Consider the following 16218-nt stretch of genomic DNA (forward strand, 5'->3'; position numbering starts at 1 on the left):
TGAATTTCCAATAAAACTTTGTCTGGATCTGTTCGAGATACGTATGTCTATACGGACGTTCTGTGCCTTTTTAACAGCCATTAATGCTCATAAGTTTTCGCCCAATCCTCGGTTATGTCCTCTGAATCTTTTCTTATGTCCCCGCAATCCTCGAGGATGCGTGCTGTTTAAATTGACCTGAAGGAATTAGGACCTTCCGAAAATGAAAAAGGACATTGTTTCCAAACATATAGTAATAGCAGAATTCATATGAAACGCATCTAGTGGACGTTTTGTGACGAAACAAGAAATCGTGATTAATATCACAGTCTCCCGCAAATACTTCCTTTATGATGAATAGACAGATTGGAAATAGGTGAATGCCCTAATGCAAGTCTTATTTTCAGTCAAGTACAATCAGTAATTAAAAAATAGGAGGAACAATACATGAGCCAACTCACATTAAATTCACAAGTCGCCGATATTGTCACTGGACTCCCTCAAAGCGCAGATTTGTTTAGAAAAATGCGCATCGATTATTGTTGTGGCGGGAAAATTTCACTCTTGGAAGCAGCCGAGGGACAAAACCTTAATCCAGAAGAAGTGCTGGAAAAAGTAAAGGTAATTGAGCAGAAACGTGAATCTAAGGGAAGTGTAGAACCAACAAACTTTGGAAATAAAACACTTGTCGCTTATATTCAAGAGAAATACCATGATGGACTTAGAGAAGAATTCCCGTTAATCGCTCCTTATATAACAAAAGTAGCAAAAGTTCACGGAGGAAATCATCCACATCTGCTTCGTGTTCAGGAAATTTTTAAAATGTTGCGCGCAGAACTTTTAGATCATACAAGTGACGAGGATGAAAATGTGTTTCCACTCATTCTTGAGTTTCTTAGTAATCCGACAGATGCTTTAAAAGAACAAGTCCAGCCCCATATAGATGAATTGGAATCAGAGCATGATAATGCTGGTAAGCTTTTTTACGAATTGCGAGAGATTACAAATGATTACACACCACCAGTTGATGCATGCGGAACGTACCGAATTGTATATGCACGTCTCGAAGAATTAGAAAAAGATACATTCGCACACGTGCATTTAGAAAACAATGTCCTATTTGATCGTGTTCGCGCGGCTCTATAATCTAAAATGAATTTGCCGCTTATCGGAGAAAGTATTCCGGTCAGCGGTTTTTCTATTAGGGTAAACACTACCTTGAATTCACTCGCACATGGAAACGCTTACAATTTACGCTATTTATACAATTCATCCTGTTTTCTCGAAACTTTAACAAGACGCAAAAGCATATATTAAGGGGGTTAAGGGCAACCCTTAGACGGGAATAGGGATAACCCTAATAGGTTTATGTGCTGTACATCTTTAATATGGAAAGTATATGAAACACATGTAGTTTGAATCTTAAAGTCTGGTGTTTCTGTAAGAGGAAATTCATAGGTCTTGTGAAAAAATATACGAATGCATTGGACACCCATTGATAAAGGAGTTGTTTGTTCCATGAAGAAAAAGTTTGGACTGAAGTATTTCAAACCAGCGGAAAAGTTTAACGGCAGTTGGTCAATCTTGGAGGAAAAGAATCGTGATTGGGAAAACATGTATCGTCAACGATGGTCACACGACAAAGTTGTTCGAACGACTCACGGCGTGAACTGTACAGGTTCTTGTAGTTGGAAAGTGTTCGTTAAAAATGGGATTATTACATGGGAAAACCAGCAAATCGATTACCCGTCTTGTGGGCCTGATATGCCTGAATTTGAACCGCGTGGATGTCCGCGGGGAGCATCATTTTCCTGGTATGAATATAGTCCGTTACGAGTGAAATACCCATACATACGGGGGAAATTGTGGCGCATGTGGAATCAAGCGGTCTCGGAATTTAAAGATCCGGTAAAAGCATGGGCAAGTATCGTTGAAGATCCTGAAAAAGCAGTTGAATATAAAAAAGCACGAGGAAAAGGTGGGCATGTCCGAGTTAACTGGCGTGATGCAACAATGCTCATTTCAGCGCAACTTATTCACACAATTCAAAAGTTTGGTCCGGATCGTATTGCGGGATTCACACCAATTCCAGCAATGTCGATGGTCAGTTATGCATCTGGAGCAAGATTCCTATCTTTAATAGGTGGAGAAATGCTTAGTTTTTATGATTGGTATGCAGATTTACCACCTTCGTCACCTCAAATTTGGGGTGAGCAGACGGATGTCCCTGAATCTAGTGATTGGTTTAACGCTGGATATATCATTATGTGGGGTTCTAACGTTCCATTGACTCGAACACCAGACGCTCATTTTATGACGGAAGTTCGTTATAAAGGAACAAAAGTGGTTTCTGTCGCACCGGATTACGCGGAGAGCGTTGTCCATGCGGATGATTGGATTGCCTCGAATCCTGGGACAGATGCCGCGGTTGCTCAAGCGATGACACATGTCATTTTAGATGAGTTTTATATTCAACGAAAAGAACCGATGTTTTTAAATTATGCTAAACAATATACGGATATGCCGTTCTTAATTACACTTGACGAATTCGAAGACAGTTACAAAGCGGGTCGTTTTTTACGCGCTAGTGATTTAGGAGATTCTTCAGAACATGCGGAATGGAAACCAGTGCTCTTTGATGAAACATCAAACAATATCGTTGTACCAAATGGAACGATGGGACAGCGTTGGGAAGAAGATGCAAAATGGAATCTTATTTTAGACAATGAAGATGGCACGCGCATAGATCCAGTATTATCCATCGCAGAGCATGGCGGCGAGTGGGAGGAAATTGTTTTCCCGTTTTTTGACAACGTTAAGAACGGTACATTTAAACGCCCAATTCCAGCCAAAAAGGTCGTATTCGCGGATGGTTCTGAACGTCTTGTCACAACTGTTCATGATTTAATGCTAAGTCAATACGGAGTGAACCGGATTGGAAGCGAGCTAGAAGCGTCGGGCTATGATGATGTCAATTCGCTTTATACACCGGCATGGCAAGAAGCAATAACAGGCGTCAAGCCTGCACTTGTCACACAAATCGCGCGTGAGTTTGCGCAAAATGCGATTGATACAGGTGGTCGCTCAATGATTATTATGGGAGCGGGAATTAACCACTGGTTCAACAGTGACACAATTTATCGTGCAATCTTGAACTTGGTTACACTTACGGCATCTCAGGGTGTAAACGGCGGGGGTTGGGCTCACTATGTTGGGCAAGAAAAATGCCGTCCAATTGAAGGATGGAGCACAATTGCATTTGCACGTGACTGGCAAGCACCACCGAGACTTCAAAATGCGACGTCCTATTTCTATTTTGCGACGGACCAATGGAAGTACGAAGAAATGGGTGCTGACCTTTTAATGTCTCCAACTGGCGGCAAGGCCCGATATGAACATCCGGCCGATTATAACGTTTTAGCTGCGAGACTGGGATGGCTGCCATCTTATCCTCAGTTTAATAAAAACAGTCTTGTCTTTGCTGAAGAAGCGGCCGCTGAAGGGAAAACAACGACCGCGGAAATCGTCGACTACACACTTCAACAAATAAAGTCAGGCGAGACAAAATTTGCAGTTGAAGATCCAGGGGCACCTGAAAACTTCCCAAGGTCCTTGTTCGTTTGGCGCTCGAATCTTGTATCGAGTTCTGCAAAAGGTCAGGAATACTTTATGAAGCACTTATTCGGTGCGTCAAGTGGCCTTCTTGCAACCGAAAATGATGAACTTAAACCTGAAGAAATGGTGTGGCGTGATGAAATTGAAGGGAAACTTGATCTTCTTGTCGCACTTGATTTCCGTATGACGGCTACACCGTTGTATGCGGATATTGTTCTTCCGGCTGCAACATGGTATGAGAAGCACGATCTTTCATCGACAGATATGCACCCATTTGTACATCCTTTCAATCCAGCAGTGGATCCGCTTTGGGAATCTCGCTCGGATTGGGACATATACCGCTCGATTGCTCAGACATTTTCTGAACTGGCTAAAATTCATTTACCAGGAGTGTATAAAGATTTAGTTACAACTCCATTGGCACATGATTCGATACAGGAAATTGCTCAGCCTTACGGAGAAGTAAAGGATTGGAAAAATGGTGAAATTGAAGCGATACCAGGAAAAACAATGCCAGCAATGACAATTGTGGAACGTGATTATACAAAAGTATTTGATAAATATGTAACGCTTGGGCCATTGTTGTCCACAGGAAAAGTTGGGGCGCACGGTGTGAATTTCTCGGTTGCCGAAGAATACGAGATGATGAAGGGAATTAACGGCACGTATTTTGACGATACGATAAAGAATGGTCTCCCTAAATTGCATACCGCGAAACAAGCTGCTGAAGCAATGCTGACATTATCCTCAGCGACAAACGGCAGAGTTTCACAAAAAGCATTTAAGGCTGCTGAACACGATACAGGCGTTGAATTAGCGGATATTTCAGCAGATCGTGCTGCAGAAAGATTCACGTTTGCGAGCATTACAGCTCAACCAAGGGAAGTTATTCCGACACCAGTCTTTTCAGGATCGAACAAAATGGGTCGCAGGTATTCTCCTTTTACAACAAATATTGAGCGTCTTGTTCCCTTTAGAACACTTACAGGAAGACAGCACTTCTATATTGACCATGAACTATTCCTAGAATTTGGAGAGGCTTTGCCGGTGTATAAGCCAACACTTCCGCCGATGGTATTTGGTCCACGCGATAAACAAATTGTAGGCGGTGTAGATTCACTTGTACTAAGGTATTTGACTCCACATGGTAAGTGGAATATCCATTCAACATATCAAGACAATCAACATATGCTTACACTCTTCCGCGGAGGACCGACCGTTTGGATTTCAGATGAAGATGCATCCGAGCATGATATTGATGACAACCAATGGCTAGAAGTATACAACCGTAATGGTGTCGTGACAGCACGTGCAGTCGTCAGTCATCGGATACCAAAAGGCACGATGTTTATGTACCATGCACAAGATAAACATATTCAAGTACCGGGCTCTGAAATTACAGAAGAACGCGGTGGAAGTCACAATGCTCCAACTCGAATTCATATGAAACCAACACAAATGGTTGGTGGATACGCACAGCTTAGTTATGGTTTTAATTATTACGGACCAATCGGGAACCAGAGAGATGTTTACGTAGCTGTCCGTAAAATGAAGGAGGTTAACTGGCTTGAAGATTAAGGCGCAAATTGCAATGGTAATGAACCTCGACAAATGTATCGGGTGTCATACATGTAGTGTTACATGTAAAACGACATGGACCAACCGTGAAGGTGCTGAATATATGTGGTTCAACAACGTGGAAACAAAGCCTGGAATCGGCTATCCAAAACGTTGGGAAGACCAGGAATTATATAAAGGCGGTTGGCAGATTAATAAAAAAGGGAAACTTGAACTGAAATCTGGTTCAAAGTTATCCAAAATTGCTCTTGGTAAAATCTTTTATAATCCAGATATGCCGGAAATGAAAGATTACTACGAACCGTGGACATATGATTACGAAAAATTGACAATGGCTGGAGATAGTAAACACACGCCTGTTGCACGAGCAAAATCAGTAGTTACCGGAGAATATATGGATCTTGAATGGGGCCCAAACTGGGAAGATCAGCTTGCTGGTGCCCATATTACTGGACCGCTTGATCCAAATATTGAAAAGATTGAAGAAGAGATTAAATTCAATTTTGAGCAAGCATTTATGATGTATTTACCAAGACTATGCGAACACTGTTTAAACCCGAGTTGTGTCGCATCATGTCCCTCAGGTGCTATTTACAAACGTGAAGAAGATGGAATTGTTCTTGTTGACCAAGAAGCTTGTCGTGGATGGCGTTACTGCATGACGGGATGTCCATATAAGAAAGTTTATTTCAACTGGAAAACAAATAAAGCGGAAAAGTGCACATTCTGTTTCCCGCGCATTGAATCGGGATTACCAACGGTTTGTTCTGAAACATGTACAGGAAGAATCCGTTATTTAGGAGTGCTTCTGTATGATGCTGATCGTGTTCTTGAGGCAGCTTCCACTCCGGATGAAAAAGATTTATACAAGGCGCAATGTGATTTGTTCCTTGATCCAAGTGACCCCGAAGTAATTGAACAAGCGAGAAAAGACGGCATTTCAGAAGAATGGATTGAAGCAGCTCAAAACTCTCCAGTTTATAAATTGGCGATTGAATACAAGCTCGCTTTCCCACTTCATCCAGAATACCGTACATTACCGATGGTGTGGTATGTACCACCACTTAGCCCGATTATGAATTATTTTGAAGGAAGAGACTCAATCAAAAATCCGGATATGATTTTCCCGGCAATTGAGGAAATGCGTATACCGATTCAGTATTTGGCCAATATGCTTACTGCGGGTGATACAGAAACTGTAAAAGGTGCACTGCAGAAAATGGCGATGATGCGTTCGTTCATGCGTGCTGTATCTTCAGGTAAAGATTTCGACGAGTCCAAATTAGAGCGGGTCGGATTAACTGCGCATGGTACAAAACAAATGTACAGACTTTTAGCAATCGCTAAATATGAAGATCGATTTGTTATTCCGACATCTCATAGAGAAGATACTGTGAACGTATATCGCTCGCAAGGGTCGGCAGGATACGATGAAATGGGCAACTTTGGAATGGGCCAAAGCGACAATAACTCATATAATTACGCAGCTACAGCTCCAATTAGCAATGCCGACGGTAGTTGTGATGGTTGTGGACCTGTTGAACCCCAAAAAACAGGTAAAGAAATCTATGAAGCAAACTTTTACGGGGGGATTTGGCGTGATTGATTTAGAGAAGCTTTATGAGGAAAAGCATGCATTTGGTTTCTTTGCACAACAACTTACGTACCCTGAGAAAATTAGCTTTCACCCCTCGGTTATGGAGGAGTCTTTTGACTCTTCCCATCCGGGTTATGCGGACATAAAAAAGTACTGGGATTTAATGCATGAATGCAGCATCGATGATATTCAGGAAATGTATACATATACGTTTGACTTCCAGAAAGATTCGACTTTATTCATGACGTACGTTAAGTATGCGGATGCAAAAGAACGTGGACAAATGCTAGCAAAACTCAAAGTCTTATATGAAATGTTTGGTTTGAACATGCCGGACACTGAGCTGTCAGATTTCTTGCCTTTAATGTGTGAATTTATTTATGCATCTGAATGGATAGGGGATCCAAGAGCAGAACAGAGCTTCGGAATGCTTCTCGCAGTAATTGAAGACGGAACGTATCACTTGTTAAAAGCACTTGAAAAGCATAATAGCCCTTACTTTTATCTCATTAAAGGATTAAGGGAGACCTTTAAATCTTGCGTAAGTCAGGAGGCACCAACAAATGGGTAATCAATTCCTGTGGGTTATCTTTCCGTATTTTTGTATAGTTATTTTTATTGTAGGTCATATCTTTAGATTTCGGACCGACAAATTTGGTTGGACCGCAAAATCTAGTGAATTTATTGAGAAAAAGCAATTAATGATTGGTAGTTTACTTTTCCATATTGGAATTATCCCAGTAATCGGTGGACATGTTGCGGGCCTTGGTATTCCAAAAGAGTGGACACGCGCAGTCGGAATAAGTGATCATATGTACCATATGGGAGCAGTCTGGGGCGGAGGTTTTTTTGGAGTCGTAACATTTTTGGGTATGTTAATATTGACCTATCGTAGATTTGCATTGAAAAGTGTACGGAAACTTTCATCTGCTTCCGACCTGATTGTCAATTCACTTCTTCTGTTTATCGTTTTTATTGGAATGTATAGTGTGATTGCGACAAGTATTGTGCAACCCGATTTCGATTATCGGAGTTCAATATCTATTTGGTTTCGTTCCTTACTTATTTTAAGACCGGATGGTGCTTATATGACGGGTGTTCCGCTTGCATTCCAGCTTCACGTATTATCGGGATTCTTGATTTTTGCGATGTGGCCGTTTACAAGACTCGTTCATGTGTGGAGTGTACCATTGAATTATGTTGGTAGAAGCTATATCCTATATAGAAAGCATCGTCCAGACTAACTATTTTTAGGAGAAGACTATGAAGGAAATAAGAAAATTCAGTTACCAGCATAAATTAGATCAGCTTAAAGAACATTTTGGATTTGACTTTGTAGGTTTGGCACTTGTCCAACCTGCGGAAAGTAACTTTTCTTTAAAATGGGAGTACAGTGTAGGGAATATTAGTAATCGATATAAAAGAATTACGTTACAATCTGGCAAAGGTGTAGCCGGAATCGTTTTTAAGACAGGAAAGCCAATGCTTGTTCAAGAAGTTGAAGAACTGTATGGTAAAAGTGACTTATTTTCGTATCCAATCGTTGTTGCAGAGAACATAAAAAGCTTTGGGGCAATCCCTCTGTTTAAATACAATCGTGTAAAAGGCGTCTTGTTGGTGGGATACCGTGGTGGGAATAGAGTGACAATTGAAGAATTTGAAAGATTAAAGACTGAAGTTGGACCAAGATTCGGTCCGTTTTACAATAAGGAGATGGTGAAACATTGATGCAAATTGGAAGTGTTCAATTGACAGACTTGTTAATGAGAATGTACGACAATTCATCTGAAGCCATCTTCTTTTTTGATGGAAATGGAAAAGTGATTTCTATGAATCATTCCGCTGAACAAATTGTAAGTCCAGAAGTGCTCAATCAGATGGTTTTAGGCAATAAAGATGCAATCTGCATGACTTGTAAAGGGTATACGAATGATAAAGAACTTCAAACCTGTCAATCATGTTATCTCGCTCGTCCACAAGATGATTTCAGTTCATTTCAAGTGTATTTAGATACACTAGGAAAAGGAATCGTTCCGTATGCTGCAAGTTTTCAAGCAGTAGACAATGAAAATCAAATCACAGTTTTAATGCTACGAGATTTGACCAAACAATATAAAACACAAGAGGCATTGAGTCATCAAACGATGGTTAAAAATGTGATTAAAGCTCAAGAAGACGAGCGAAAACGTATTTCAAGGGATCTTCATGACGGCGTTGCACAAGAAATGCTCAGTACTCTTGTTGATTTACGTGTGCTTAAATACATGGATATAAATGCGGATGTTCTCAAAAAGGTTCAGCAAACAGAAGGCTCAATTATGCGTTTGTTGGATGATATTCGAAATTTATCGGTCGAGTTAAGACCGGCAACTCTAGACGATCTTGGGCTTGAAGCTGCTTTTCGAACGCATTTTAAATGGATGGAAAAAAACTATGGTTTCGTTATTCAATTTGCAGCAGAACTGTCTGCCAAAAGATACGATGGTGAAATCGAAACAGTAGTTTATCGGATTTGCCAAGAGGCAGTCTTTAATGCACTAAAATATGCAGGTGTGGATGAAGTTTCTGTTCGGCTTTACGAAAAAGATGGAAATCTAGAACTGCTTGTGTTGGATAATGGAGTCGGATTTGATCTTAATGCGATTAATCCAAAGGGAACGGGTCTCGGCCTTTTCGGGATGAGAGAACGTGCAGATCTTGCGACGGGGCAACTAACTATTCGAACGGATATTGGCAAGGGTACTGTCATAAGTTTAGTAATTCCACTGCCGATAGATGTGCAAAAGGAGGATGTTCCATGAGGATAATAATTGCGGATGATCATGCGGTTGTTCGTAGCGGGTTTATGCATATTATCAACTTTCAAGACGATATGGAAGTTGTTGCAACAGCTGCGGATGGTTTGGAAGCTTATACATTAGTTGCAAAGCATAATCCCGATATATTAATTATGGATCTCAGTATGCCACCTGGGGAAAGTGGATTGATTGCAACAGGGAAAATTTCAGAAGATTTCCCGGAAACGAAGATTCTAATATTGACGATGCATGATGACGAAGAGTATCTATTTCACGTGTTGAAAAATGGCGCATCTGGCTATGTATTGAAGAATGCACCGGACGGAGATTTGTTAACGGCATTACGTACTATAAATGCTGGGGACACGTATATCCATCCGACTATGGCGACTTCGCTTGTTCGTGAATTTATTAAACATGATTCGAGTTTTATAGAGGACGATCCTTTTAAGATATTAACGAAACGAGAGATTGAGGTACTTCCACTAGCTGCAAAAGGATACGGCAATAAAGAGATTGCTGAAAAGTTATTTATTTCTGTCAAAACAGTAGAGGCTCATAAATCTCGAATTATGGAAAAGCTTCAATTGAAAAGCAGACCTGATCTTGTTGAATATGCGTTGCGAAAAAAACTCTTAGATTTTTAGTGGAAAGGAGCTTTCCGATTCAAATGGCTGACGCAAATAAATTTAAATTCGCTTTACCTGCACTTCGAGTTCTTGAAAATGAACACCGTTACTTAGCGTACTTAATGGATGGATGGCATACTATTGTTCTAGCTTTTGAAAGAGATGTATATACTTTGGAGGAAGGACACGAAGCATTGCAGTCGCTAAGAAAGCTTATGATTGCGTTTATTGAACCTTTAAAGAATCATACAGAAAAAGAAGAAGAATATCTATTTCCGATGCTTGCAAAATATGTGGGCAGTGATCAAGGTCCAGTTAATGCTACAGAAGAAGAGCATGAAGAAATTGATGCTTACATTGGGCATTTTCTACATCATACACTTGGTGACGTAAATCATTTCACGATGATGGATATGAAGAAAGTTGTTCGCGATGCTGCGGAGGCATTTGAAGTAATTACTGTTCACTTTGTAAAAGAAGAGTCCGTATTATTTCCGATGGTAGATAATATCCTGAATATTAAAGAACAAGATGAACTTTATGAAAAGTTGTACACTTCAATTTTATGAGAGTAGGCACCAAAGACAAGTAGTACACAAATAAATCGCGAATGGACGGATTTATATGAATAAAAAGGTGCAATTACCGTTACAGACGGCAAACCTGGTAGTTGGATTCATGGTCTGGGTATTGATTTCTTCGCTCTTGCCATTTATACGTGAAGATATTGCAATCCCGACAGAGAAACTTGCAATGGTCACTGCAGTTCCAATCGTTCTTGGATCGATATTAAGAATACCTTTAGGTTATTACGCAAATGCTTTTGGTGCAAGAATTATCTTTTTAGTAAGTTTTATACTACTATTGTTTCCAGTATTCTACATAAGCGCAGCATCGACATTTACTCACTTAATTATTGGTGGTACTTTCCTTGGAATTGGTGGGGCAGTATTTTCTGTTGGTGTTACTTCTTTGCCGAAATACTATCCCAAAGAGAAACATGGACTTGTGAATGGGATTTACGGCATCGGGAATATGGGGACAGCGATTTCAACTTTTGCAGCACCTGTAATCGCAACTCAAGTAGGTTGGTCGATGACGGTCAAGTTATATCTCGTCTTGTTGTTAATTTTTGCTGCACTGAATTTCATATTCGGAGATAAACATGAAGTAAAAGTAAAAACACCGATTGTTGAACAAATTAAGAACGTTTACAAAAATGAAAAGCTTTGGTTCTTCTCATTGTTTTACTTCATTACATTTGGTTCGTTTGTGGCATTTACAATTTTCTTGCCAAACTTTCTAGTCACTTATTTCGAGTTAGAAAAAGTGGATGCAGGTATGAGAACGGCTGTATTCATAGCTGTTGCTACGTTTATGAGGCCCGTAGGTGGATGGCTCGCAGATAAGTTCCAACCCCTATTTTTATTAATGGGCGTGTTTTCGGGACTGACATTTGCTGCTGTTATTCTAGCGTTCTCACCTTCGATTGCATTGTACACAGTAGGAAGTATGATCATCGCAATATGCGCCGGAACCGGAAACGGAGTTATCTTTAAACTTGTTCCATTATATTTCAATAAACAAGCTGGTATTGTAAACGGCATTGTTTCAATGATGGGTGGGCTTGGTGGATTTTTCCCTCCGCTGTTGTTATCTGTAGTGCATACGATGACAGGCTCGTACTCAATCGGTTTTATGGCATTCTCTCAAGTTGCTTTGGCGAGTCTCGTTTTGGTAGTTTGGCTCTATTACATGGACCGTCTTAGCCTCGCATCAGAAGTTTTTGACTCGACTGGACAAGGAATTATGGTGACCGACGCTTCTGGAACGATAGAGACAGTGAATCCTGCATTTACTCGACTCACGGGCTATTCAGAAGAAGAGGTAATCGGTAAGAACCCGAATATACTTAGTTCAGGTCGGCAATCCTCAGAATTTTACACAACGATGTGGGGACAAATCGGTCTGGAAGGAATGTGGCAAGGACAGCTTTGGAACAAACGGAAAAATGGTGAGGAATATCTAGAGCTTATCTCAATTAGCACAATTAAAGATAATACTGGAGATGTCGTCCGCTACGTGGGCACATTCAGTGATATTACACCTGAATAAGCTGGTAAGGGTATCTAGTCGCGGACTGATGCCCTTGCTTTCATTTACGCCATAGAAAGGGTGCAGTCCGATGGAAAATCGCTTTTCAAGACAGACACTATTTAAACCGATTGGAAATTCGGGACAGGCACAACTAAGTACTGCTCATGCAGTTGTAATTGGATGCGGGGCACTTGGATCCGCTATTACAGAAACGCTTGTGCGTGCCGGAATTGGAAAACTAACGATTGCGGACCGTGATTATGTTGAATCTAGCAATTTGCAAAGGCAGCAATTATTTACTGAAAAGGATGCACTGGAAGGAATACCTAAAGTAATCGCCGCTGAAAAGAGACTTAAAGAAATTCGACAAGACGTTGAGATTACTACGGTACTTAATCATATAGATGGACCCCTAATTGAAGAAATTACAAAGGATGCTCAAATTATTTTAGATGCAACAGATAATTTCGAGACCCGTTTGTTAATGAATGATATCGCATGGAAAAGAGGGATTCCTTGGATCTACGGCGCTTGTGTAGGTAGTTCAGGAACAGTTTTCCCATTCATACCCGGTGAGTCCGCTTGTTTCAGGTGTTTGCTTCCGGTTTTACCAGCAGTAAACGAAACATGTGATACAACGGGGATTATCGCTCCAGCGGTCCAAATTACCGCTGCTCATCAAAGTGCTGAGGCACTCAAATGGCTAACGGGAAATAAAGATGCGATGCGGAAAAAACTATTCCATTTTGACGTTTGGAATAATACGCATGTAGAAGCCGGTATAACTCGCATGAAAAACGCGGAATGTACAACATGCGGTCCAAATCCACTGTATCCAGCTTTGGTTGAAACTGAAGGAACCGGTTATGCCGTTTTATGTGGGCGTGATACTGTTCAAGTTATACCGGATGCTAATCGAAAACTTACAATCGCAGATGGTGAGGCTGTAGCAATACGTCTTAGGGCAAAATATAAAGTAACACCGTTTTTCGTAGAATTTACAGTTGAATCGTTTCGGTGCATCTTATTTAGTAACGGGCGATTGCTCATTCACGGATTAAAAGATTTAAAGAAAGGCCGTAAATTATATCATCAGTTTTTCGGATAAGGAGGAATTTTATTGTCGGACTCACATGAATTAAATACAGAAAAACAATTGCTATTCTGTGTTCTCACAACAAGTGATACACGGACCATTTCCAATGATCGTGGGGGATGGACCGTTCGTCAAAAACTTGAAAGTGTGGGCCATAAAATTTTTGAAACATGGATTTGTCAAGATGATAAGATGGAAATTGAGTCGATCGTTGAGGAATGGTTACGAAATCCGAACATTCACGGAATCATTACGACGGGCGGAACAGGCCTTGGTTTTCGTGACGTAACACCTGAAACGTTGAAACCTTATTTTACGAAGGAAATCGATGGCTTTGGAGAATTGGCTCGTATGATTAGTTATGAGGATGTTGGAACTAAATCACTTCTTAGCCGGGCAAGTGCAGGAATCGTTAAAGACAAAGTGATTTTTATGTTACCTGGCTCGGTGAACGCAGTGGAGCTCTTGATGGACAAACTTGTCATACCAGAACTCCACCATGTCATACATGAAATCACAAAACACTTGGACGATTAATACGTTAGAATAGAATTACTGTTCGGTACGTTCGAAATCACCGTTTTTTCCACCCGTTTTGCGTAGAAGCATTGTAGGCCCAATTACCATTTCTTTACCGGCTGCTTTACACATATCGTAAATGGTTAGGGCAGCAGCGGATGCAGCGGTGAGTGCTTCCATTTCAACACCGGTCACCCCTTTTGTCTTTACTTCCGCTTGTATTTGTACTTCGTAATGGGCAGTCGTCTCATCGATAAGCCAGTCGAACCAAATATCTACACCGGTTAGTGGGATTGGATGACACATCGGGATGATGGAGGATGTACTTTTGGCTGCCATAATTGCAGCGACTTGAGCGACGGCGAACACATCACCTTTTTTATTTGTACCTTCTGTAATTTGTTCGTGTATGGTTTCGTTGACAATTATCGAGGATTTTGCAATAGCTGTTCGCACTGTTTCGGATTTTTCGGAGACATCGACCATTTTTGCGCGTCCTTGTTCATTAAAATGAGTTAGTTTAGACATAGAAATCAATCCTTTCAAAATAGAGTACCGATCTACTTTTAAGTATAACAGAAGAAAGTGAGTGAAAAACGTGGTAGAAATAAGAAAGCCTATTCCAGTTGCACATGCAGTCGAACTTGTGATGAAACACGCGTATCCACTTGAAAGCGAGGAAATTCCTCTAGAAAATGCCTATGGCCGAATCCTTGCTGAACCACTTCTTGCGAAACACGATGTACCTCCCTTCGATAGATCTCCTTACGATGGCTACGCAATTCGTTCGGAAGACACGGATGGCGCGTCCGGGGATTCGCGCGTTCCTTTTCATGTAATTGGGGAAATTGGGGCAGGGCATGTGGCGGATCGTCCGATAAATAAAGGCGAAGCTTTTCGCATTATGACGGGAGCTTTAATTCCAGAAAATGCAAATGCCGTCGTAATGTTCGAACAAACAGTGGAAACGGAAGATGCATTTACCATACGCAAGCCCTTTTCCAAAGGTGAAAACATCTCGTATAAAGGCGAAGATGCGAAAGAGGGAGAACATCTCATTGACGCGGGAGCGCTCATTCATCCTGGAACAATCGCTCTTCTTGCGACATTCGGCTATGCGCTTGTAAATGTAGCCAAACAACCTGTTGTAGGCATCTTATCTACTGGAACAGAACTGTTGAATGTGGATGAAGAACTTGTACCGGGAAAGATTCGAAATTCCAACGGACCGATGATTATGGCTCAACTTGACCGAATGGGAATTGATTACAAGTCTTATGGAATGCACGCAGACGATTTAGATTCATGTGCTCAAATGGTCGAGCAAGCAATCGAGGAAACGGATGTACTCATAACAACGGGCGGCGTTTCTGTTGGAGATTATGATCATTTGCCAATGATTTATGAGCGGCTTGGTGCGAAGGTTTTATTTAATAAAGTGGCGATGCGACCCGGTAGTGTAACGACGGTTGCTGTGTTGGGTGAAAAGCTTTTATTCGGCCTTTCAGGAAATCCATCTGCTTGTTTTACGGGATTTGAACTGTTTGCGAGACCCGCAATTTTACATATGATGGGCGCGGACAAACCGTATATGCCTCGGATGACTGCGGAACTCTCGGAAGACTTCCAAAAGCCCAACCCGTTCACACGTTTCGTTCGTGCGATTTGGGAAAGTACGCCCGACGGTGTTGTTGCAAGACCCGCAGGATTTAATAAATCAAGTGCGGTGTCATCCATCGCACGCGGAAACTGCATCATTGTACTTCCGAGTGGAACAAGGGGTTTTACAGCGGGCATGAAAGTTGATATCCTTTTGTTAGGTGCAGAACAAGGCGTTGCGGATTGGGTGCTATGAAAACACTGCATGTCGTAGGGTTTAAAAACAGCGGCAAAACAACTCTTGTTTTAAGATGGGTTCGACTACTGAAAGCAAATGGATATAGGGTTGCCGTGCTCAAACATCACGGGCACGGTGGTGCACCTGAAATGCCGGATTCATCGACGGATACGATGCGTTTTCTTGCGGAAGGTGCAAATACGACAATCGTTGCAGGTGGAGGCGTTGTTCAGCTCCATATGAGCGCAGAACCCGATTTCATTGGATTAAAAGAGATTGCAATGATGGATCATCCGGATGTTTTATTAATAGAAGGATATAAACGAGAAACAGGTAAGAAAGTTCTTTTACTGCGTGATGAAACAGACTGGGAAGAATTGAAAAACCTTACAGATATAGAGCTCGTTGTTCGAAATGTGAACAATGATCAACTTGATAAATGGCTTATGGAATGGGTCGAAAAGGAGTTTTGA

At 41.2% G+C, this 16218-nt stretch carries 15 protein-coding genes; 14 read left to right on the top strand and 1 reads right to left on the bottom strand.

Annotated features, from left to right (window positions below; all coding sequences use genetic code 11):
• Positions 1–426: 426 nt before the first annotated feature.
• The 12 genes from ric (at position 427) to ACP8HH_RS00985 (ending at position 13926) form a co-directional block, all read left to right on the top strand.
• On the top strand, positions 427–1125 hold the full coding sequence (gene ric / locus ACP8HH_RS00930) for an iron-sulfur cluster repair di-iron protein (protein WP_438314576.1): 699 nt from the start codon (positions 427–429) through the stop codon (positions 1123–1125).
• Positions 1126–1497: 372 nt separating this feature from the next.
• The gene (locus ACP8HH_RS00935; RefSeq protein ID WP_438314579.1) at positions 1498–5172 is read left to right on the top strand and encodes a nitrate reductase subunit alpha; all 3675 of its coding nucleotides are present in this window, start codon (positions 1498–1500) and stop codon (positions 5170–5172) included.
• On the top strand, positions 5162–6778 hold the full coding sequence (gene narH, locus ACP8HH_RS00940; RefSeq protein WP_438314582.1) for a nitrate reductase subunit beta: 1617 nt from the start codon (positions 5162–5164) through the stop codon (positions 6776–6778). Before ACP8HH_RS00935 ends, narH begins: the two co-directional genes overlap by 11 nt.
• Entirely contained in the window at positions 6771–7340 is a 570-nt protein-coding gene (narJ, locus tag ACP8HH_RS00945; RefSeq protein ID WP_438314584.1) for a nitrate reductase molybdenum cofactor assembly chaperone, read from the top strand. The genes narH and narJ overlap by 8 nt, the downstream gene beginning before the upstream one ends.
• Positions 7333–8013: a respiratory nitrate reductase subunit gamma gene (narI, locus tag ACP8HH_RS00950; protein WP_438314587.1), complete on the top strand. Its 681-nt coding sequence runs from the start codon at positions 7333–7335 to the stop codon at positions 8011–8013. Before narJ ends, narI begins: the two co-directional genes overlap by 8 nt.
• A 19-nt stretch (positions 8014–8032) precedes the next feature.
• Positions 8033–8497: a GAF domain-containing protein gene (locus tag ACP8HH_RS00955; RefSeq protein WP_438314590.1), complete on the top strand. Its 465-nt coding sequence runs from the start codon at positions 8033–8035 to the stop codon at positions 8495–8497.
• Entirely contained in the window at positions 8497–9570 is a 1074-nt protein-coding gene (locus ACP8HH_RS00960) for a sensor histidine kinase (protein ID WP_438318943.1), read from the top strand. The genes ACP8HH_RS00955 and ACP8HH_RS00960 overlap by 1 nt, the downstream gene beginning before the upstream one ends.
• Positions 9567–10214 carry a response regulator gene (locus ACP8HH_RS00965; protein WP_438314593.1) on the top strand — a complete coding sequence of 216 codons (648 nt, stop codon included), beginning with the start codon at positions 9567–9569 and terminating at the stop codon, positions 10212–10214. The genes ACP8HH_RS00960 and ACP8HH_RS00965 overlap by 4 nt, the downstream gene beginning before the upstream one ends.
• A gap of 23 nt (positions 10215–10237) precedes the next feature.
• Entirely contained in the window at positions 10238–10765 is a 528-nt protein-coding gene (locus ACP8HH_RS00970) for a hemerythrin domain-containing protein (RefSeq protein ID WP_438314595.1), read from the top strand.
• Positions 10766–10820: 55 nt separating this feature from the next.
• A complete protein-coding gene (locus tag ACP8HH_RS00975) occupies positions 10821–12311 on the top strand; it encodes a nitrate/nitrite transporter (protein WP_438314598.1) in 1491 nt (496 codons plus the stop codon).
• Between the two features lie 70 nt (positions 12312–12381).
• A complete protein-coding gene (locus tag ACP8HH_RS00980) occupies positions 12382–13401 on the top strand; it encodes a ThiF family adenylyltransferase (protein WP_438314601.1) in 1020 nt (339 codons plus the stop codon).
• Positions 13402–13413: 12 nt separating this feature from the next.
• Positions 13414–13926, top strand: a complete 513-nt coding sequence (locus tag ACP8HH_RS00985; protein WP_438314604.1) for a MogA/MoaB family molybdenum cofactor biosynthesis protein — start codon at positions 13414–13416, stop codon at positions 13924–13926.
• Positions 13927–13941: 15 nt separating this feature from the next.
• Here ACP8HH_RS00985 and moaC read toward each other — a convergent pair whose 3' ends face one another.
• Entirely contained in the window at positions 13942–14436 is a 495-nt protein-coding gene (moaC, locus tag ACP8HH_RS00990; protein ID WP_438314607.1) for a cyclic pyranopterin monophosphate synthase MoaC, read from the bottom strand.
• A gap of 70 nt (positions 14437–14506) precedes the next feature.
• Here moaC and ACP8HH_RS00995 point away from each other — a divergent pair, with 70 nt between their 5' ends.
• Positions 14507–15763 (top strand): molybdopterin molybdotransferase MoeA, encoded by a 1257-nt coding sequence (locus ACP8HH_RS00995; RefSeq protein WP_438318946.1) that lies wholly within the window; start codon positions 14507–14509, stop codon positions 15761–15763.
• Positions 15760–16218: a molybdopterin-guanine dinucleotide biosynthesis protein B gene (gene mobB, locus ACP8HH_RS01000; RefSeq protein ID WP_438314611.1), complete on the top strand. Its 459-nt coding sequence runs from the start codon at positions 15760–15762 to the stop codon at positions 16216–16218. The genes ACP8HH_RS00995 and mobB overlap by 4 nt, the downstream gene beginning before the upstream one ends.

Origin of the sequence: Sporosarcina sp. FA9 (genome assembly GCF_051550205.1) — a bacterium.
Lineage (GTDB): Bacteria > Bacillota > Bacilli > Bacillales_A > Planococcaceae > Sporosarcina.